General features: G+C 45.6%; 20 protein-coding genes. 17 read left to right on the top strand and 3 right to left on the bottom strand.

All coding sequences use genetic code 11. From position 1 onward, the window contains the following. The first annotated feature begins 130 nt into the window (after nucleotides 1–130). Nucleotides 131–976, top strand: a complete 846-nt coding sequence (locus HW45_RS12450; protein WP_235225458.1) for a GNAT family N-acetyltransferase — start codon at nucleotides 131–133, stop codon at nucleotides 974–976. A 17-nt stretch (nucleotides 977–993) separates the two neighbouring features. Here the strand turns inward: HW45_RS12450 and HW45_RS12445 are convergent, their stop codons facing one another. Beyond that, on the bottom strand, nucleotides 994–2,370 hold the full coding sequence (locus tag HW45_RS12445) for an MATE family efflux transporter (RefSeq protein ID WP_038227207.1): 1,377 nt from the start codon (nucleotides 2,368–2,370) through the stop codon (nucleotides 994–996). A gap of 384 nt (nucleotides 2,371–2,754) precedes the next feature. Between HW45_RS12445 and urtA the strand changes: the two genes are divergently transcribed. From urtA to dhaR, 16 genes are all read left to right on the top strand, one after another. Continuing rightward, nucleotides 2,755–4,044, top strand: coding sequence for an urea ABC transporter substrate-binding protein (gene urtA / locus HW45_RS12440; RefSeq protein WP_038227206.1), 1,290 nt, complete (start codon nucleotides 2,755–2,757; stop codon nucleotides 4,042–4,044). 100 nt (nucleotides 4,045–4,144) lie between these two features. After that, nucleotides 4,145–5,770 carry an urea ABC transporter permease subunit UrtB gene (gene urtB, locus HW45_RS12435; RefSeq protein WP_038227205.1) on the top strand — a complete coding sequence of 542 codons (1,626 nt, stop codon included), beginning with the start codon at nucleotides 4,145–4,147 and terminating at the stop codon, nucleotides 5,768–5,770. Nucleotides 5,771–5,784: 14 nt separating this feature from the next. Further along, the gene (gene urtC / locus HW45_RS12430) at nucleotides 5,785–6,933 is read left to right on the top strand and encodes an urea ABC transporter permease subunit UrtC (RefSeq protein ID WP_038227204.1); all 1,149 of its coding nucleotides are present in this window, start codon (nucleotides 5,785–5,787) and stop codon (nucleotides 6,931–6,933) included. Further along, nucleotides 6,930–7,781, top strand: a complete 852-nt coding sequence (urtD, locus tag HW45_RS12425; protein ID WP_038227203.1) for an urea ABC transporter ATP-binding protein UrtD — start codon at nucleotides 6,930–6,932, stop codon at nucleotides 7,779–7,781. Before urtC ends, urtD begins: the two co-directional genes overlap by 4 nt. A gap of 1 nt (nucleotide 7,782) precedes the next feature. Next, nucleotides 7,783–8,478 carry an urea ABC transporter ATP-binding subunit UrtE gene (gene urtE, locus HW45_RS12420; protein ID WP_038227202.1) on the top strand — a complete coding sequence of 232 codons (696 nt, stop codon included), beginning with the start codon at nucleotides 7,783–7,785 and terminating at the stop codon, nucleotides 8,476–8,478. Next, nucleotides 8,475–9,398 (top strand): urease accessory protein UreD, encoded by a 924-nt coding sequence (locus tag HW45_RS12415; RefSeq protein WP_200874576.1) that lies wholly within the window; start codon nucleotides 8,475–8,477, stop codon nucleotides 9,396–9,398. The genes urtE and HW45_RS12415 overlap by 4 nt, the downstream gene beginning before the upstream one ends. Nucleotides 9,399–9,432: 34 nt before the next feature. After that, the gene (gene ureA, locus HW45_RS12410) at nucleotides 9,433–9,735 is read left to right on the top strand and encodes an urease subunit gamma (RefSeq protein WP_006074658.1); all 303 of its coding nucleotides are present in this window, start codon (nucleotides 9,433–9,435) and stop codon (nucleotides 9,733–9,735) included. A gap of 8 nt (nucleotides 9,736–9,743) precedes the next feature. Then, nucleotides 9,744–10,079: an urease subunit beta gene (locus HW45_RS12405; protein WP_038227201.1), complete on the top strand. Its 336-nt coding sequence runs from the start codon at nucleotides 9,744–9,746 to the stop codon at nucleotides 10,077–10,079. 31 nt (nucleotides 10,080–10,110) lie between these two features. Further along, nucleotides 10,111–11,814, top strand: coding sequence for an urease subunit alpha (ureC, locus tag HW45_RS12400; RefSeq protein ID WP_038227200.1), 1,704 nt, complete (start codon nucleotides 10,111–10,113; stop codon nucleotides 11,812–11,814). 37 nt (nucleotides 11,815–11,851) lie between these two features. Continuing rightward, nucleotides 11,852–12,304, top strand: a complete 453-nt coding sequence (gene ureE / locus HW45_RS12395) for an urease accessory protein UreE (RefSeq protein WP_038227199.1) — start codon at nucleotides 11,852–11,854, stop codon at nucleotides 12,302–12,304. 41 nt (nucleotides 12,305–12,345) lie between these two features. After that, on the top strand, nucleotides 12,346–12,927 hold the full coding sequence (locus HW45_RS12390) for a HupE/UreJ family protein (RefSeq protein ID WP_038227198.1): 582 nt from the start codon (nucleotides 12,346–12,348) through the stop codon (nucleotides 12,925–12,927). A gap of 33 nt (nucleotides 12,928–12,960) precedes the next feature. Next, on the top strand, nucleotides 12,961–13,671 hold the full coding sequence (locus HW45_RS12385) for an urease accessory protein UreF (RefSeq protein ID WP_051868130.1): 711 nt from the start codon (nucleotides 12,961–12,963) through the stop codon (nucleotides 13,669–13,671). 29 nt (nucleotides 13,672–13,700) lie between these two features. Continuing rightward, entirely contained in the window at nucleotides 13,701–14,324 is a 624-nt protein-coding gene (ureG, locus tag HW45_RS12380) for an urease accessory protein UreG (protein ID WP_006074664.1), read from the top strand. Nucleotides 14,325–14,423: 99 nt separating this feature from the next. Beyond that, a complete protein-coding gene (locus tag HW45_RS12375) occupies nucleotides 14,424–14,825 on the top strand; it encodes a DUF4345 domain-containing protein (RefSeq protein ID WP_038227197.1) in 402 nt (133 codons plus the stop codon). Between the two features lie 503 nt (nucleotides 14,826–15,328). Beyond that, nucleotides 15,329–16,894: a BCCT family transporter gene (locus HW45_RS12370; RefSeq protein WP_038227196.1), complete on the top strand. Its 1,566-nt coding sequence runs from the start codon at nucleotides 15,329–15,331 to the stop codon at nucleotides 16,892–16,894. A gap of 164 nt (nucleotides 16,895–17,058) precedes the next feature. Next, entirely contained in the window at nucleotides 17,059–18,987 is a 1,929-nt protein-coding gene (dhaR, locus tag HW45_RS12365) for a dihydroxyacetone kinase operon transcriptional regulator DhaR (protein ID WP_038227773.1), read from the top strand. A 28-nt stretch (nucleotides 18,988–19,015) separates the two neighbouring features. Here the strand turns inward: dhaR and dhaL are convergent, their stop codons facing one another. Then, the gene (gene dhaL, locus HW45_RS12360) at nucleotides 19,016–19,651 is read right to left on the bottom strand and encodes a dihydroxyacetone kinase subunit DhaL (protein WP_038227195.1); all 636 of its coding nucleotides are present in this window, start codon (nucleotides 19,649–19,651) and stop codon (nucleotides 19,016–19,018) included. 26 nt (nucleotides 19,652–19,677) lie between these two features. Next, nucleotides 19,678–20,736: a dihydroxyacetone kinase subunit DhaK gene (gene dhaK / locus HW45_RS12355; RefSeq protein ID WP_038227194.1), complete on the bottom strand. Its 1,059-nt coding sequence runs from the start codon at nucleotides 20,734–20,736 to the stop codon at nucleotides 19,678–19,680. Nucleotides 20,737–20,996: the final 260 nt, after the last annotated feature.

Raw genomic sequence — 20,996 nt, 5'->3', positions numbered from 1 at the left:
TCTTTCGTTCTTTTTGGTAATGACTCACAAAATCTAGCACGACCTTTAGTCGCTTCCAATGAGCTTGTTGTAGAAGTTTGTATTGCCCACTAAGTTACTTATAACAGTAGACGCAATGAAAGGTGCAAATATGAAGGGATTTCATATTAGACAAATGAATTTGGAAGAGGTGCAGTTAGCGGTCGATTGGGCGGCGGAAGAGGGCTGGAATCCAGGGCTCAATGATGCGCAGCAGTACTTCCTTGCTGACCCGTCCGGCTTCTTGCTAGGGAGTTTAGACGGTGAGCCGATAGCGTGTATCTCTGTGATCAAATATGACCACAACTTTGGCTTCTTGGGGTTTTATATCGTCAAACCAGAGTATCGGGGGAAAGGGTATGGAATACAAATTTGGCGTAAAGGAATGGCTTATTTAGAGGGTTGCAATGTTGCTTTGGATGGCGTCGTAGACCAACAGGACAACTACAAGCGCTCTGGATTTGTCTTGTCACACCGTAATATTCGCTATCAAAGCCTAACCGCATCATCGCCATATAATCAAGAGACTATCAAGCCTTTGCATAGTGTAAGTTTGGATTTAGCTCAGCATTACTTGCTCCCCTTTTTCCCGCCACATCGAGAGGCGTTCTATCAATCATGGCTGTTTCAGCCAAACAGTGTGGCTTTATATGCTGGTTCACCTTCTGATATTAAAGGCATTGGGGTTATTCGGCCGTGCAAAGATGGGTATAAAATAGGACCGTTATTTGCTGACTCAATGAGTATTGCAAACATGCTCTATACTGGACTTACTTCGAGTGTTGAGCCAGACCAACCGGTTTTTCTAGATGTCCCTGAAACCAATAAAGCAGCACTAGAGTTGGCATCAAATCATCAAATGACCGCCTGTTTTGAGACAGCGCGCATGTATACCAAGGGCAGTCCTGATATTGCTCTTAGTAGAACCTTTGGTGTGACTTCTTTTGAAATTGGTTAGCTGCCTGAAAGCTCATGTTAAGCGGTGGGTCGTGCTTCGCTATCAGTCAGATTGTTGACCCATCGATGACTGAATACACGCCAAGTAGCGGGGAAAGCTTTGACGATCTCTTCTGATGTCATCATTAACAATACTACCGGAAACGACCAGTCAAAGAACATCGCTCCCAAAGCGGTGAGTGGAACTGCCCAGACCCACTGGCAAACAAAGTCCATATTCATACAGAATTTGTTGTCTCCGCCGCTACGCAAAATCCCCACGATCAAGGTGATGTTGATGCTGCGCATCAAGATACTCAACGCGACAATTGGGAAGCTTAGTGCCATCAAGTCGATAACTTCTAGCGATAGCGCTCCATAGAGTTTCAATATGGCAGTTTGCATTATTAGTAATAGTCCGCCGAGTACAGCGCCCAGAAGAATGGCGGATTTGAATGCCCAGCGTGCGTAAATGGTGCTGAGTCCAAACTGATTCGCACCCAAACTGTTGCCAATCAGGATACCGACAGCGCTAGATAAACCATGAGCCACAGAAAGTCCAATAGACTCTAACGGCGTAATCACAGCCATAGTCGCCAGTTCGATTTCGCCCATGCGGCCAAGAATCAAGTGGAAGGTAAAGATCCCTGCGCACCAGATAAAGGTTCCGACGACAATAGGGTAAGTAATCGTGAAAAACTTACGAACCAATGAAGGTTTAAAAGCATTGGATATATGCTTAAGGCGGAGTGCTAGTGCTGGGTATCGATAATAGATAAGAGTAATGACGGCAATAAGACGAACACTACGCGCGATCACACTGCCGATGCCTGCGCCAAGTAAACCAAGTTCTGGGGCACCAAAGTGGCCGAAGATGAGTACGTAGTTCAACGCAACGTTCAGGCCAATCTCTATGATGGACAAGTAAAGATTGATTTGCGTTTGTCCAATAGAGCGCAGTGCCGTATCCGCAGCAATGGTTAATCCTGAGAGCAGGGTTGCGACGCCCAGCAGTTGTACATATTGGCTGGAGAGTGCAAGTACCTCGCGACTTGGATTAAACAGTTGAGGGAGTAACTGCGGCGTAAAAAAGCAGATAGAGAAGCAGAGACAGGCAAATATTTGGGTCACAATAGTGCCTAATGCAAGGTTGTTCTTTAGGCCATGCTCGTCTTGTGCGCCCCAATATTGCGCAAGTAAAATCCCCATTCCGGAGCTTAATCCCCAGATAAAAACGATAGAAACCCAAAATATCCTCGCACCAATACCCGCAGCGGCGACTTCCTGAGTACCTAATTGACTGATCATTAAACTATCAACAAACCCCAAGCTGCTCATCAGTAAGCTTTGCAAAGCGATAGGCACGCCAAGCATCAAAACACGTTTGATAAATTCACTAAAGGTTTGTTGTTGCATCACTTTCTCCCTATTGTCTGCCTTATTAAACTAATGAGAATCAACATGGTATGCAATCAGTTACCTTAGATGAGGTGTCGAGTTAGTCGCATTTTTCTTATATGGAAGCGTAAACCAAAGAGGTTTTTTAATAGCTTGAGTCTAAAGAACAAAGACAGGAGGTAAATATTGCGAGTGATATCGCTATCTTGGTGAAAATCTACTTATGATTGCACCAATATGCAGCGCACCAGAATGAGTATTGAGGTTCAATCCAGTGCTGGTTTGATATAAAAGCTTTAATATTCAATTTGTTGAGTCTTCGGGATTGTAATTGTCATATCTGGCACTCTTCTTGAAATGTGAAAGTTAGACATAACTATTCATAATAGGGAGATATCCAACATGAACATGACGTTCAAACTTAAGCTTGCTGCAGTGAGTGCTTCAATGGCTCTTGTATCGGGTATGGCAGTGGCTGAGGAAGAAACGATTAAAGTCGGAGTATTGCACTCATTATCTGGCACCATGGCCATCAGTGAAACCACGCTAAAAGATACCATCTTAATGCTGGTGGAAGAACAAAATAAAAAGGGCGGTTTACTTGGGAAGCAGCTAGAAGCTGTGGTTGTCGATCCTGCTTCCAATTGGCCATTGTTTGCGGAGAAAGCTCGCGAATTAGTGGAAAAAGAAAAAGTGGATGTGGTGTTTGGTGGGTGGACATCGGTCTCTCGTAAGTCGATGTTGCCCGTGTTCGAAGAGTTAAACAGTATCTTATTTTATCCAGTGCAGTACGAAGGCGAAGAGTCTTCGAAGAATGTGTTCTACACTGGCGCCGCGCCAAACCAGCAGGCCGTTCCTGCCGTTGACTACCTGATGACCGAACTGGACGTCGAGCGTTGGGTGCTGGCGGGGACGGACTATGTTTATCCGCGCACGACGAATAAGATCTTAGAAGCCTACCTAAAAGACAAAGGCGTCAGTGAGAAAGATATCATGATCAGCTACACGCCATTTGGTCATTCTGATTGGCAGTCGATTGTTTCAGAGATTAAGAAGTTTGGCTCTGAGGGTAAAAAAACGGCGGTGGTTTCTACGATTAATGGCGATGCGAATGTCCCCTTTTATAAAGAGTTAGGCGCGCAAGGTGTCTCTTCGGAGGACATTCCCGTAGTCGCATTCTCAGTGGGTGAAGAAGAGCTATCTGGGATGGATACGTCGGCGTTAGTCGGGCATCTGGCAGCCTGGAACTACTTTATGAGTGTCGACACGCAGGCAAATGAAGAATTTGTAGAAACTTGGCAGAAGTTTATCGCGAGTGACAAACGAGTGACGAATGACCCAATGGAAGCACACTACATTGGTTTCAATATGTGGACTCAAGCGGTAACCAATGCGGGTACGACGGATGCAGAACAAGTTCAAGATGCGCTAATTGGTGTTTCGGTGCCGAATCTGTCTGGGGGCTACTCGACTATGCTACCTAATCACCACATTACCAAACCTGTTTTGATCGGTGAGATTCAAGACGACGGGCAGTTTGATATCGTTTGGGAAACTACGGGCTTAGTGGCTGGTGATGCATGGTCAAACTTCTTGCCAGAATCTGCAAAGCTCTATTCTAGTTGGTCTAAACCATTTTCTTGTGGTGCGTTCAACGTCGAAACTGGTAAGTGCTCAGGAAGCGCAAACTAGTTGCTAGACGGTATGGTGCTTTCACGGTTTCTCGTGAAAGCACCTTTTAGATCTTGTCCTCAATGTATTTCAAGAGAGGGCAACGCAAAGGACGCATTTCATGAAAAACATAACTCAATTATTGAAAGTGGTCGTGTTCTTAATTTTGAGTACGAATGTCGCGTTGGCAAACGTAAGTGACCGAGAGTCTTTCTCAAAAGTGCTCATAGGAAAAAGCACCCCTCAAAAACAAGCGGCGATGTCTTGGCTCGTGGACCACGAACCCAGCGACGTCGCTAAATCTGTGTTAACCGCTTGGCTACATGGCAATCTGTATTATTTCAATGACAAATCGAGTGACCAATACCAACAATTATTTCTATCAAGCGATATCCGCAATGCGGCTCAAGTCGTCAGTGCATGGAGCGATACTACTCTCGCTGTCGAGTCTTCTCGCCAGTTCAAAAAAGTTCGGGTGAACAACAAGCTACGAAGCTTAATTCGTTTAGAAATTGCCTCGCTCGGGTTGGATCATGCCGATGCGACAATTCGTTTAAATGCAGTAACAGCATTAGTGGGGCAAACCGACGATGCAGTTATCTCCCGTCTTAAACAAAGAGCCAGTATTGAAACGGAACAAGAGATTGCAAGCCTGTTGCGTCTCGCACTGTCCATTGATGAAGCTCTAACAGGCAACACCACTGAGCAGCGGATTGCCGCCATTGATGTTCTATCTGATTACAAACAATCGGTAGTGTTATCAACGCTTAATCAAGTGCTGAAAACGGAGACTGACGATCTCGTGCGCAGTGCAGCAGAGCGCGCATTAGACCGCTATCAACAGAGTCAAAAATTCTACTCAGGGGTTGAGACGGTATTTTTCGGGCTCAGCTTAGGCTCGGTTCTGGTACTCGCAGGGATCGGGTTAGCTATCACCTTTGGTGTGATGGGTGTGATTAATATGGCCCATGGTGAGCTGATTATGATCGGTGCTTACACCACCTATGTCATGCAGCAGTTAATGCCAAACCAAATTGGTCTAGCGCTGATTCTTTCTATCCCTATGGCGTTTATTGTCTCTGGACTAGTAGGTATTGCCATTGAGCGAAGCGTCATTCGTCATCTTTACGGTCGACCACTAGAAACCTTGCTAGCGACTTTCGGGATCAGTTTGATCCTGCAGCAAGCTGTGCGCTCCATTTTCTCTCCACTTAATCGCTCAGTGAGCACACCTGATTGGATGTCAGGTGCGCTGCAAGTCAACCCAATGTTGTCACTTACCTATAACCGTCTTTACATCATTTTGTTCTGCATCATGGTGTTTATCGGCTTGGTGAGGGTGCTTAAGAAAACCCCACTGGGTTTGCAGGTTCGGGCCGTATCACAAAATAGAGCTATGGCGAGAGCAATGGGCATTCGCTCCGAGAGAGTGGATGCATTGACGTTCGGGTTAGGGTCTGGAGTAGCAGGAGTGGCAGGTGTTGCGTTATCCCAGCTCACCAATGTGGGCCCGAATATGGGACAAGCCTACATCATAGACTCGTTTATGGTGGTGGTGTTTGGTGGTGTTGGCAACTTGTGGGGAACGCTCGTTGCGGGATTAAGCCTAGGCCTATTCAATAAGATCCTTGAACCTTGGGCTGGGGCGGTATTGGCCAAAATCTTGGTATTGGTATTTATCATTTTGTTCATTCAAAAGCGTCCACGTGGGTTATTTCCACAGCGCGGGCGAGCGGCTGAAGGTTAAGGATAACTGACACTATGCAATCTAAATCTTTTGTTCTATCGGCATTAAGAGGGGATAGGGGTGGTCAGCTTACCATTCTGGCTCTCCTAGTTGCTGTTGTTGTCGTGCCACTGGCGAACACCTTGTTGCCAATAGGTCACCCACTTCATGTTGAAACCTTCACCATTTCACTTATGGGCAAGTATCTCAGTTACGCCATGTTGGCGCTCGCTGTGGACTTAGTCTGGGGTTATCTAGGGATTTTAAGTCTTGGGCACGGGGCTTTTTTTGCTCTTGGCGGTTATGCCATGGGTATGTACTTGATGCGTCAAATTGGTGATCGGGGTGTCTATGGTAATCCTATTTTGCCGGACTTTATGGTGTTTCTAGACTGGCAAGCATTGCCTTGGTTTTGGCAGGGCTTTGACCAATTCTGGTTTGCTTGTTTGATGGTGGTCTTGGTTCCTGGTGCCTTGGCTTACGTTTTTGGATATCTCGCTTTCCGTTCTCGTGTGTCGGGCGTGTATTTATCCATTATGACTCAGGCTTTGACCTACGCATTAATGTTGGCTTTTTTCCGCAATGAGATGGGATTTGGTGGCAACAATGGTCTCACTGACTTTAAAGACATCTTAGGTTTTAGCTTACAGCAGGATGCCACCAAAATTGCACTATTTATGATTACTGGTATCGCTTTGATGGTGAGTTATGTGGTCTGTCGAACCATCATCGGTAGCCGTTTAGGACGTGTTTCAATGGCGATTCGTGATACTGAGTCACGAACCCGATTTATGGGCTATGACGTCGATGGTATCAAACTATGGATCTTTGTGTTATCGGCAGTCATAGCAGGTGTTGCGGGCGCTTTATATGTCCCACAGGTCGGCATCATTAACCCTGGTGAGTTTGCACCTCTCAACTCGATTGAAGTGGTTGTCTGGGTTGCCCTTGGCGGTCGCGCTACCTTGTTCGGTGCCATTGTTGGGGCATTGGTGATCAACTATGCAAAGAGTTGGTTTACGGTCGAGTTTCCAGAAGTGTGGTTGTTTGCGTTGGGTGGGTTGTTTGTCCTCTCAACGATGTATTTCCCTAAGGGTTTGATTGGCTTCTTCTCCGACAAAGCCCAACAATTCCGTAAAAAGGCATCTAACCCGAAAACTCAGACAAAGGAGGTGACAGCATGACGACACTGCATCGAGCCCAACAGCTAAAAAGTTCGGTCCAAGAGTTGGCTCGTCGAGACGAAGTTTTCTCTTTTTTAAAACCGGATCATCACCCCCTAATTGATACTCGTCATAACGTCCTTCTGTACGTGGAAGGGGTCAACAAAAGCTTTGACGGGTTTAAGGCCATCAACGATCTCAACTTATATATCAAAGAGGGGGAGTTACGCTGCATCATTGGTCCCAATGGTGCGGGAAAAACCACCATGATGGACATCATTACGGGCAAAACGAAGCCAGACACAGGGCAAGTCTGGTTGGGCTCTAATATTAACCTGTTAAAAATGAACGAGTCTGAAATTGCCAATGCAGGCGTTGGTAGAAAGTTCCAAAAACCGACCGTTATTGAATGTCTAACCGTTTGGCAGAACTTAGAGTTGGCTATGTCCGGCGTTCGCGGGGTTTGGGGGACGTTTGTTGCCAAACTGTCTGGCGAACAAAAGGACAAGCTAGAGTCAGTATTGACGCTGATTCATTTGCAAGATCATGCCACGTTGACGGCTGGTAACTTGTCTCATGGACAAAAGCAATGGTTAGAGATCGGCATGTTGCTGATGCAAAACCCTAAGTTGTTGCTGGTGGATGAGCCTGTAGCAGGCATGACTCATCAAGAGATGGATCGCACCTCAGAGCTATTGAACTCGCTGGCGGGTAAACACTCGGTGGTCGTGGTAGAGCATGATATGGATTTTGTTCGCTCTATTGCCAGCCACGTAACTGTGCTCCATCAAGGACATGTCTTGGCGGAAGGAACCATGGATCAAGTGCAATCTCATCCAGAAGTAAAACAAGTGTATTTAGGGGAATAATATGTTGCAGATCCAGTCATTGAACCAGTTTTATGGTGAAAGTCATACCTTATGGGATTTGGATATGTCGATTCCGAAGGGTAAGTGCACCGTGCTGATGGGACGAAATGGCGTGGGTAAAACCACCTTACTTCAGTGTGTTATGGGGCTTGTGAAAGTCTCAAGCGGAGATATTCAATTAAACGGAGAGTCGCTACTTAAGCATGACGCAGAATCTCGACCTCGTATGGGTATTGGTTATGTTCCTCAAGGTCGACAAATCTTTCCCATGTTGACCGTTCAAGAAAACCTTGAAGTTGGTCTGCCGATTCGTGAAAAAGGCGATAGACGCATTCCTGAATTTATCTTCGATTTGTTCCCAGTGTTAAAAGAGATGTTACATCGTCGCGGTGGCGACTTATCAGGTGGTCAGCAGCAACAGCTAGCTATTGGTAGAGCTTTGGTCGTTAATCCAAAACTGTTGATTCTCGATGAACCTACCGAAGGCATACAGCCCAATATCGTCCAGGAGATTGGTGACATCATCAGAATGTTGAATGAAAAGCTTGGCCTAACAGTATTGCTGGTGGAGCAAAAACTGCCTTTTGCCAGAAAAGTTGGAGATCAATTCTGCATTCTGGATCGTGGCAGGCAAGTTGCGGCGGGTGAGATGTCGACCCTAGACGACTCGTTAATCAAGGAGTACCTAACAGTATGAATGCACCAGCGACAAATCAGAAAGAAATGGGTGTCAATCCAAGTACGGCGCTTCAGGGTTCGCTTGGACAAGTAATAGACGCTCACACTCAATTCGGTTGGAAAGCGACTCTCGACTTAACCTTTATTGATCGCGGCGATAAAACGGTATTAAAACACCGCTCTCAACAAGGCCCACTTGCCATTCAGCGCCCTCTGTATCCAGAGGGTAACCCTTGTCATACTTACTTGCTCCATCCACCCGGAGGAGTCGTTGGTGGAGATACTCTACAGATCAGTGTGCACGCCATTCAAGGTGCCAAATCACTTATTACCACCCCAGGCGCGACCAAGTTTTATCGTTCGGAATCTAAATACGCCAAGCAAAAGCAAACATTGCATGTTGCCAGCGGCTCTCGCTTGGAGTGGCTACCGCAAGAGAACATTTTTTTCCCTGATGCACACGTTCGTCTCGATACCGAAATCCATTTGGAGCGTGGTGCACAGTTTTTGGGCTGGGAAATGCACTGTTTTGGGCGGCCTGCACTAAATGAGGGATTTAGCTCAGGTCATTTGCTCGGAAAAACAGAGGTTTATCTTGATAAGCAGTTGCTACTGACTGAAGGTTTGAATGTTCGTGGTAATGATAAATTATTGAAAAATAGGGGTTTATTGAATTATCAAATGATGGGGACGGTTTACATTTCAATTGATGATGAGGATTTTTACCAATTGGTACAGACCTTGCTCAATAACATGCAACAAGAACACAAAGAAGGTGCAGTGTTGATTGCTGCGAGCCAGTTGGAAAATTTACTGGTTATTCGTGCATTGGGAAACTGGAGCGAAGTGATCTTGGCGTGCTTCGAAAAGATCTGGCAGTTGGTTCGCGAGCATTGGACTGGTGACTGTCCTGAGCCTCCAAGAATCTGGGCAACTTGATCGAAATTCAATATTCACAACATAAGGTTATTAAATGGAATTAACCCCAAGAGAGAAGGACAAACTGCTGATTTTTTGCGCCGGAATGTTGGCAAAACAGCGTAAAGAGAAAGGGCTAAAGCTTAATTATCCTGAATCGGTAGCGTTTATTTCAAGTGCGATTTTAGAAGGGGCACGTGAAGGAAAAACTGTCTCAGAACTAATGGATTTCGGACGCACTTTACTCACATCTGACCAAGTTATGGAAGGGGTACCTTCGATGATTCCTGATGTGCAAGTTGAAGCCACGTTCCCTGATGGGACTAAGCTTGTCACCGTCCACGAACCAATTGTTTAGGGGGACTTATGGCAGCGCCTAAAGCAAATTACTCGGGCTTTGTCCCGGGACAAATTGAAACCGCAAAAGGTGATATTGAGCTCAATGCGGGGCGAGATACAGTAACGGTGACCGTCGAAAACCTTGGTGACCGTCCGGTTCAGATAGGTTCTCACTACCATTTCTACGAAGTTAACAATGCACTCAGCTTTGATCGCGAAGCGACGCGAGGGTTTCGTTTAAACATTGCCGCCGGTACAGCAACGCGTTTTGAACCCGGACAATCACGCACAGTGGAGCTGGTTGCCTTTGCGGGTAAACGCGAAGTCTACGGATTTCAAGGTAAGGTCATGGGCAGTTTATAAGACGCCTAACTCAAAACAACAAGGAAGAATAATGGCGAGTATTTCTAGGCAAGCCTATGCAGAGATGTTTGGTCCCACGGTGGGTGACCGAGTTCGTTTAGCGGATACTGATCTTTGGCTAGAAGTTGAAAAAGATCTCACGGTATACGGTGATGAAGTTAAGTTTGGCGGTGGCAAAGTCATTCGTGATGGCATGGGGCAAAGTCAATTGCCTAGCAGTCAAACGCCAGACCTCGTTATCACAAACGCACTGATCCTCGACTATTGGGGGATCGTTAAAGCCGATGTGGCGGTGAAAAATGGCCGTATCGCAGCGATTGGTAAAGCGGGAAATCCCGACATTCAGCCTGGTGTAGATATTATTGTTGGCCCCGGAACCGAAGTGTTAGCAGGAGAAGGTTCAATCCTTACCGCTGGAGGCATTGATTCACATATCCACTTTATCTGTCCGCAACAAATCGAAGAAGCGCTTGCATCTGGCGTTACTACTATGATCGGCGGCGGTACCGGGCCGAATACCGGTACTAACGCGACAACCTGTACTCCTGGCCCTTGGAATATGCATCGTATGTTGGAGTCCCTCGACCAATTCCCAATGAATTTTGGCTTGCTAGGGAAAGGCAATGCCAGTCAGCCAGAGGCATTACGTGAGCAGGTAGCCGCAGGTGCGGTTGGTTTAAAATTGCATGAAGACTGGGGAACCACACCTGCTTCTATTGATACTTGTTTGACCGTCGCGGATGAGATGGACGTGCAAGTGGCGATTCACACCGACACATTGAATGAATCGGGCTTTGTTGAATCGACGTTGGGGGCAATTGGTGACCGAGTTATTCATACCTATCACACAGAAGGGGCGGGTGGTGGTCATGCGCCAGATATCATTAAGGCGGCAGGGGAGTCTAACGTGCTGCCTTCTTCTACCAATCCAACCAGGCCTTATACCGTAAATACAGTGGATGAACATCTGGACATGTTGATGGTGTGCCATCACCTTTCCCCTTCGATCGCAGAAGATGTTGCCTTCGCTGAGTCGCGTATCCGCCGCGAAACGATTGCTGCGGAAGACATTCTTCACGATCTTGGGGCGTTCTCTATGATCGCCTCAGATTCACAAGCGATGGGACGAGTTGGCGAGGTGATTACTCGCACATGGCAGACCGCGCATAAGATGAAAGTACAACGTGGAAGTTTGCCGCAAGATTCAAGCTATAGCGATAACTTCCGACTAAAACGTTATGTCGCCAAATACACCATTAACCCAGCTATTACCCATGGCATGGCTCATGAAATTGGCTCAATTGAAGTGGGTAAGTTGGCTGATTTGGTGCTTTGGAAACCGGCTTTCTTTGGAGTTAAGCCAAGCGTCATTCTCAAAGGAGGCATGATTGCGATGGCTCCAATGGGTGACCCTAACGCCTCTATTCCTACCCCTCAACCTGTTCACTATCGTTCGATGTTTGGTAGTTACGGAAAGGCTTCTCAGCACACGTCGATGTTGTTTGTATCTCAAGCGGCACAAAATGCTGGAATAGCTGAGGAACTCGGATTGGGCAGCCTCATCGGTGTTGCTAAACAGTGTCGCACCATCAGTAAGGCTGACATGAAGCTGAATGATTGGCAGCCAAATATTGAAGTGGACTCCCAGACCTATCAAGTCCGAGCGGATGGCGAATTGTTGGTCTGTGAACCAGCGGATGTACTGCCAATGGCGCAGCGCTACTTCTTATTTTAATAAAAAAAACAGATAGTTAAGCATTGAGGATAACACTGTGATAGAGCTAGTAGAAATTACCCAACAACCCACGACTCGGCCTCATGCCTTCTTGAGTTTGCCAATTGACAGTCGAATCAAGAGTCGTTTGAAAGTGATTCTCGATGACGGTCGTGATGCAGGATTGTTTTTGCCCAGAGGTCACATTCTGCGTGGTGGTGAGCAATTAAAAAGCCGCTGCGGCTTAGTGGTAGAGGTTAAAGCAGCGCCGGAAAAAGTCTCTTCAATCTATTGTAGTGACCTACATCTGCTAACCCGCGTCGCTTATCACCTAGGCAACCGACATGTCCCACTACAAGTCGAGTTTGGTTGGGTTCGTTACCAACACGACCATGTGCTGGATGAAATGGTAGAAGGGTTAGGTGCAACCGTTTCAGTAGAGCTTGCTCCGTTCGAACCCGAAGGTGGGGCGTACGGTGGCAAGAGTGGCGGCCATCACCATCATCACTAATTAATACCTATTAAGCCCAATAACAAGAAAAGGAATATTCAATGAAATCAAAGTTCGCCAAATCAGTGTTCAAGACAACAACAGCGCTGTCATTTTTAACCCCAGCGTTTGCTTTTGCTCATCCTGGGCACGACTCAATGGCATTCACCAGCGGTTTGCTGCACCCCATCACAGGTGTTGATCACCTTATTATGCTTGTTGCCTTCGGTTTGTTGGTCGGCTGTTTAACGGTAAGCAAAGCTCAGAAGATAGGCTTACTTGTGGGAGCGCTGATAACTCTTATGGCTGGTTTACTCGCCGGGAAATGGTTTGGTCTAGTCTCTGGTGTGGAGATGGCCATTGTCGCCTCTCTGTTTGTCGTTAGTGCGGCCATCTGGCAAGTATTTAGCGCATCGCAGCAAATGGTGAAGCTGGCTGTCGGTTTGTGTATCGGCATGATGTTCTTTCACGGCTACGCTCACGGCGTTGAAGCGCAAGGCGAACTTGGTCAGTTTTCTATGGGAATGGCGATGGGTGCGACGGTGTTAATGGCTGTCGGAATTCAAATTGGCCATTTAGTCGCTTCACGTTGGATGGCGGTTGGTGTTGCGGCGCTGAGTTCTGCGTTCTTAATGGCATCTTAATTTATGACCTCAAACGCAGCAGAAGACGACGCTATGGTGTCAGACAGAGGCACACCAAATGCCGCCAATGTGAGCAGTGATGTCTCTAGTTATCGACTTTTTCAGCTGATAAGCCCCTCATTGCCTATTGGCGGGTTTACATACTCGCAAGGGTTAGAGTGGGCGGTAGAGGCGTGCTGGGTGACTAATCGTGAGTCAATGGAAACTTGGTTAGCCAACATGCTGTTTAACAGTGTTGCTACGTTGGAACTGCCCATCATTGAACGTTTGTATGCGGCGGTAGAGTCAAAAGATAGCGAACAAATACTGCGACTTACTGAACGCCTCTACAGCAGTCGAGAAACCAAAGAGTTACGGGCAGAAGAGAAGCAACGTGGCCTTGCTTTGAATACGTTACTCAAACGTCTGGAAGTCGAGCTTCCAGACATTGAACTAAGTGACTACCCAGCTACACAGCTTCTCGGACTATGCGTCGCTGCGGTGTACTGGAATATCGAGTTAACCGATTTAAAAAAAGGCTACCTATGGAGCTGGGCCGAAAACTTGGTGATGGCAGGTGTCAAACTGGTGCCATTAGGTCAGACCGATGGACAGTTGGCACTTATCAATTTATCAAACCATTTTGCTGAAACATTAGCAATTGTACAGGCGACCGAAGACTGGATGATTGGCAGCTTCACTCCTGCGGTATCCATCGCCAGCAGCCTACACGAAACACAATATACCAGACTGTTTCGTTCTTAGACGAAACAGCGGAGGAGATAGGAAAGACTATGGAAAGTTACAAACAACCGTTACGAATTGGCATTGGCGGTCCTGTTGGCTCGGGCAAAACAGCGCTACTAGAAGTACTCTGTAAGGCGATTCGCGATAAGTTACATATCGCTGTAGTAACCAATGACATTTATACCCAAGAAGATGCAAAGATCCTGACACGAGCAGAAGCACTGGAACCCGATAGAATTATTGGTGTAGAGACCGGTGGTTGCCCCCACACAGCAATCCGAGAAGACGCGTCGATGAATCTTGCGGCGGTGGAGGAGTTGGCAAAGCGCCACAAAAATCTTGATGTGGTCTTTGTTGAAAGTGGTGGCGATAATTTGAGTGCGACTTTTAGCCCAGAGCTTGCAGACCTTACAATCTACGTTATTGATGTCGCGGAGGGAGAAAAAATTCCCCGTAAAGGCGGCCCTGGTATTACGCGTTCAGATCTATTAGTTATCAATAAGATTGACCTTGCCCCCTATGTTGGAGCTTCACTTGAAGTGATGGAACAAGACACGCAAAGAATGCGTCCTGTGAAGCCTTATGTGTTCACTAACCTTAAAGAGAGCAAGGGGCTAGATACCATCATCGATTTCATTTTAACAGAGGGTATGCTTGAGTTTCATAGTTAAGAATTCGCTCCCTTAACCACGAACCGCAAAACGAAAATCCCGCATTATTGAGAGTTGTGACTTACACTTCTGATAGTTAGCTTCTCTAGCGGGATTTTTATGATACAAGCAAAATTGATGGTCTGGATTACGGCTCTGATTTTTTTTGGTTACGGTGTCTTGTTTACACTCTCTCCCAACACTCTATTCGAACGCGTCACTGATAGCGCTCTATTTTCTTATTCTGCCAGCATTGATGTTCGCGCAACATACGGAGGTATGTCTGTCGCAGTCGGTATCATTCTCATTCTGCTCGTCATAAAAAATGAAACACTGAAAGTGTCGGTGGTCGCTTCCACGCTGTTGGCGGGCTTTATGGCACTGGCTCGCACGGTTGGTATCGCAATCGAGTCTCAACCCAACGATACCATGCTACTGTACCTACTTGCAGAAGCCTTTTTCACAGTTTGGGGGCTATTTATTCTTTGGAAGCTGCCAAAGCGGAGGTTTTACTTTAAGTAAGCGTATCCAAAGGATGTTTCAAAATGGAATTATCAAACAAGGAGTGTGTTTCAATCTGAAACGGATGGAGGCGGAAGTGCGCAATTTAGTGATCGTCTTGGTAGTTTCCAAAAGAGGTAAGCCGATTGTTGGGTAAATTGACATAACCATCAAACTTTAGCTGTAAATAGTCGATAGTTTCTGTTTTTATAGAGCTTCCATGAATAGGATAGCTCTCGATTAGAATTATTCGCGGGTAGATGGTTCATTATATGAACGTAATATTGGACGTCGTTTAGACACAGCTAGACAATATTATAAATCACAATATATAAACCAAGTTTCACATTGGTTTCCTGCTTTAAAAATCAACGAATAGTGAATTTAAAGGGTTTCTCGCTCGATATGCCAGGTTATGTCACGCCTTTATTCATGAGGGGTAGAGGGCGTGGTTAATTATAGAATTGCAATTGCATTTATTATTAATCGCCTGCGGCGAAGATCCTAAAATAAAGGATTGATTCATGAGCAACATATTAAGGCTTAAGATCTTTTTGCCGCCACTCTTTTTTCTTATCGTTGCGGTACTTGTTAGTCTTGTTGACCTACCGGCTTTTCTAGAAATTACAACCAGAATCAACGCTTGGATTTTAAACACATTTGATTGGCTGTTTTCTGCTGGGGCATTTGTGATGGTCTTGACGTGTATTGTGGTGTTCTTCTCTCCTTTAGGTCGTGTCACTATAGGTGGTGAGGGTGCAAAACCGATACTAAGTAAATGGCGTTGGGGAGCGATTACGATTTGTACCACCACTGCGGCAGGTATGTTGTTTTGGGCTACGGCAGAGCCGTTGTACCACCTCTATGCTCCTCCGAAGTCACTTTCCCTACTTCCAGGTTCAGCGCAAGCCGCTGATTTTGCTCTTTCTACCATGTATATGCATTGGTCATTTACACCATTTGCAATCTACGCAATTCCGGCTCTGGCGTTTGCATTGGCGTTCTATAACCTAAGCAGTCGATTTTCCATTAGTGCGGCACTGCAACCAATATTAGGTAAGCGATATTCGCTCAAAGTAGGTGGCGTGGTTGATTCAATATCCATGTTTGCTCTGGTAGCTGGAATGGCTTCTTCTTTGGGAACAGGAGCTTTAGTGCTTTCTAGTGGTATTGAAAAGGTCACCGGTTGGGAAAATAGCGCATTGCTATTGGGCTTTGTTATTGCAACCATTGTGGTGTGTTTTGTTGCCTCTTCTGTTTCAGGGTTACACAAAGGAATCGCACGCCTATCTTCTGTGAATACTTGCATCTTCGTAGTGATAGCTTTAACCGCGTTTTTCTTTGGACCAACTGACGTCATTTTTCACAATGGCAGCCAAGCGTTAGCCAATTATCTGTCTGAGTTTGTAAGCCGAAGCTTCTCACTAAACCTTCAAGATGGAGACAACTGGGCTAAGAGCTGGACGGTATTTTATTGGGCAAATTGGTTAGCCTGGGCTCCAGTCGTGGCATTATTCCTAGGCAAAATAGCTAGGGGACATACGGTTCGCACATTTTTGATTGTGAATCTGGTTATTCCCGCAACATTCTCAATGATGTGGATGGCGATATTCTCAGGAATGATTCTAGAGCTTGATATGAGCAGCGATGGCGCTTACTTTGCTCTGCTGAACGAGAATGGACCCGGAGCCGTAATTTACGGCTTGCTTGACCAGTTACCTCTGCCGATGTTGTTTATCTGCCTATTTATCTTTATTTCTTTCCTAGCTTATGTGACGGCTGCGGATTCGAATACAGAGGCAATCTCTTCTTTATGTATCGAATCGAATGATGAAGACAATGAACGAGCTAAGAAAGCGAAGGCTCAACTAAAGGTGCTATGGGGAAGTGTGATTGCTTTAGTTGCTTGGTCAATGACGGCATTTTCTGGCGTAGATGGCATAAAAATGATGTCTAATTTAGGAGGTTTGCCGGCTTTATTTGTTGTGATTGGGATGAATGCATCTTTGTTAGTGTGGCTTAGAAATAGCTACAAAGAGCACTTGTCGACATCAAGCTCCATGAACCCTCAGAGGTCGACCAGCCCCTGATATCGTAGATTGTTAATGTATGAATCTAGCGACATAGTACCTTTTGCATAAATTCTGAGCATTAGGAAATAGGGTATCTTAACTGTGATTGAGACACCTAAAAACAGAACACTAACCTTATATACTGTCGGCAATACGGTTTTTCTCCTATGACATCTTATTCAATGCAGTCTATTGAAAATTGCAAAAAGCGCTGGGAATTTTTCCAGAAGCATTTATGGGTCTCCCCTGAGTTTGCTACATCACCTATCTTCCTATCATGGGAGAAGTGCGTAAAGCAGATGAGCGCCTATAAATGGTCTCGTCCTCACATTGCTTCGGGCTATACTTTAGCTTCTTTGAAACGACGTACCGAGCGCATTATTAACTGTGCAGCGACGGTAGTTGAAGATACTTATGATCTATTGCGCGAAGAAAAACTGCTATTGCTAGTGACCGATGACAACGGCTGCGTAATGTTCACGATTGGGCATGAAGAGCTTGAAGCGAAGATGGAGGCGCTCGGCATTAAGGTCGGCTGTTTTTTAAGTGAAGATAAAATTGGTACCAATGCGGTTAGTTTTGTTATGGAAACAAACATGCCAAGCGAGGTCTTTGCAAGCGAGCACTTTAAACGAGATTTGCACGAAATAGGCACCGCAGCAGCACCCATCATAGACGCATATGGCAAGCTTTGTGGAACCATAATGTTGGTGAGAAATGCGCAAGACTATAACAAGGAGAATCTGGTCATTGCATCCTCATGTGCTAGAGAGGTGAGTCTTCAACTGCATATTCAGAATGAACAGGAAAGCATGAATCGGCTCCAGTCTGCTCATAGCGCTGCATTGGATTATATTGATGACGGAATCTTATCTTGGGATGGTGACAACTTAATTTCTTACACTAGCCAGCAAGCAGAGAAGTTGCTGAGTATCAATAACAATGACTTACTTGAGCGAGATGTGTTTGAAGTTATTCGTTTTGCTCCAAACATCATGTCTTCAATCGAGAAAGGCGAAACAGTACTGCGTAAGAAAACCACTTTTGAAGTCGATGGGCGCTTTATTGAAGCGATTGTTACTTTTCGCTGCATGTCGGATGGGACCAATTTACTCTTTATCCACCCCATAGATAAGTTCAAAGATATGATTCAGCAGCAGGTAGGCGACAATGCTAAATATTCATTTAGCAGTTTGCCATTTGTCTCCAAAAAGATGAAACATGTGTTGAGAGTGGCTAAGCGCGCTATCAACTCTGATATGCCGATACTGATATCTGGTGAAGAAGGTGTAGGGAAGATTGATCTTGCCAAAGCCATTCATAACGAAAGTGATTATAGAGAAGGACCATTCATTACGTTTAATTGCCGTTCGACGAACGCACATCAGCAATTAAGAGATGTTCTTGGATTCGATGAAGGAGAAGGACAACTTTCGAAATTCGAATTGGCTCAAAACGGCACTTTGTATGTAGAGAACATCGAATACCTTGGAAGTGAGTTGCAAGCAGCATTCCTGAAGCTGTTAAAAACGGGACTGACCAGCCGTAGTGATAGCCAACGACTTATCACGGCAAGGTTTCAGTTAATCACCAGTACGACATCGAACGTGGCCGAATATGTGTCTCAAGGCAGTTTCTTGAGACAGCTTTTCTATGATATTTCTGCGAATGAATTGACGATACCTCCTTTAAGAAAACGAAAAGACGATCTAGAGCATATGATCTTAAAGTTGGTTAGCACTTACGAGCAGCGCCATAACATAGCGGTCAATATCGACAAGAATGTCATGCCAGTGCTCCTTGATTTTCCTTGGCCTGGCAACAATTCGCAGTTACGCAATCAGATAGAGCGAATACTGCTGAATCGAAGTTCAAATCTAGTAAAACTGATCGACATTCCGGATGAGATTAAGGTGCGTTCTATTACTGATGAAGAGGTAGCTGCGCCAATTCTTACTCTCGAAGAAGTAGAAAAGCAGACGATCATTCAAGCTTGGAAAGCATATGAAGGATGCATGCAAGACATCGCTAAAGCGCTAAACATTGGCCGTACCACCTTGTGGCGCAAAGTGAAAAAGTATGAAATCAGCAGTATGATGGAACGAGGTTGAGTGGTTAGCCAACCTCGTTTGCGGTTGGTTAACCTTCTTTTATAGCTTGAACCAGAGCCTGAATCATCATCAGTGATGATGTGGCACCGGGATCTTGGTGGCCGACACTAGCTTGTCCTAGATGGCTAGCAAGTCCCTTCTTAGCCTGCATTTCTATCGTCGATACAGCACTTTTTTCCGCGGTAGACAGCATATCATCCAGCAACTCATCTATCGGTACTCCTTCAGCCACATGTGTTTGAGCGCACTCCATCGTTGGTACCCAAACATCGCATAATGTCTTGTCTCCTAAACGGGCTTTCCCTCTGTTAAGCATCCCATCTACGCCTTTGGTTAGGCCATTGAGGAGCTCTTGAAAGGATAGTTGCTCACGGCTGCCAATGGTTGCAGCAGCACGAACGAACAGCGTGCCATACAATGGGCCACTGGCACCACCTACATTAGACATTAGAGCCATTCCCGTATTCTTCAATATCGTAGCTATGTTCTGTTTCTCAACCGATGGTAGGTTTTCAGCGACCATTCGAAAGCCTCTATTGAGGTGTTTACCATGATCAGCATCACCAATATCGCGATCTAAGTTGTTGAGAAATAATTGATGTTCGCTATAAGCTTCCGCACATAAAGCAAGCCAATTAACAATGTGCTGTTTTTCGATTTGCATGAGTTGTGTATCCTTACTGCTGCTCGTTACCATCTAAGAGCTGGCGTATCTACGGGGGCGTCAAATAGTTCGATCATCTCCTTGTCGGCTTTCAGAAGCGTAATGGAGAGACCTTCCATATCTAGAGCGGTACAGTAGCTTCCGACCATATTTCTTACAATGTTGAAATTTTCCTGCTGACAACACTTGGCAAGCTGTTGATACGCCACGTATAGTTGCGAAACTGGAGTGCCGCCAAAGCCATTAACGATAACGATATAGTCATGGTCTGGTTCAAATTGTTCATTGGTGAACTCGGTTTCGTTCCAGTGACTCTCTTCACGATCCCAGACGTTGATGAAGCGCGAATAGGGAGCGTCTTGTACTAAAGTCGTGAACATTTCACTGACTAGCTCATTCGCATTGGTGTATTCGATGCGCCTCATACCAGGTTCACCATGAATACCAACTCCAAACTCGACTTCGTTGTCAGCAAGTTCGAAGCATGGATTATCTGCTTCAGGCACGATAGGAGCATTGAGTGCGATCCCCAAAGTCCGACAGTTATTGATCACTCGACGGCCTAGTGTTTCGCACTGTTCCAGCGAATAGCCACGCTCGGCTGCTGCACCAACTATTTTTTCAAGTAAAACGGTGCCAGCACCTCCACGGCGTCCCGTGGTATATAAGCTATTCTGCACTGCAATATCATCATCAATTAAAACTGACCCGACTTTAATGCCATCTGCCTGCAGCAGTTCTACGGCCAGTTTGAAATTAAGTACGTCTCCGGTGTAGTTCTTAATCAAAAACAGCACACCTTTGTCAGTACTGACGCGACTTGCACATTCGTAAATTTGATCAGGTGTTGCTCGAGTGAAAATCTCGCCGGGACATGCTCCTGTTACCATACCTTTACCTACAAACCCAACGTGCATGGGTTCATGTCCAGAAGCGCCGCCTGATACTAAAGCAACCTGGTTAGGTGAGAGGTCATGCCAAACATAAAGAGGACTCTCATTAACTTTGATTTCTGGGCGAGAGGCAGTGAGTCCAGCCACTTGATCGAGCACCACTTGTTCGACGTCATTTATTAGTTGTTTCATGTTTTTTATCTAAACGCTCTATTTGTAGGGACTGAGACCATATTATGTCTAGCTAGGAATAGTGGCAATGATTTTGATTTGTTCCTAAATGAAACGGCTGTTTTTTTACTTGAGTTTCAAGTTGAAACGACAGGGTTGCGGACATCAAAAAAACGTGACGACATTAAAAGTCACCCCAATAAGAAAATAGTAATGAGTGGATAATTGAAACAACAATCAAAATTCAAAACCAATCTCAACGCTATTACTTCTTAATTTCC

Origin of the sequence: Vibrio sp. ER1A (assembly GCF_000733315.1) — a bacterium.
Classification (GTDB): Bacteria; Pseudomonadota; Gammaproteobacteria; order Enterobacterales; family Vibrionaceae; genus Vibrio; species Vibrio mediterranei.
Note: the sequence above shows the minus strand (reverse complement) of the source record. Positions and strands in the feature narration are given on the sequence as shown.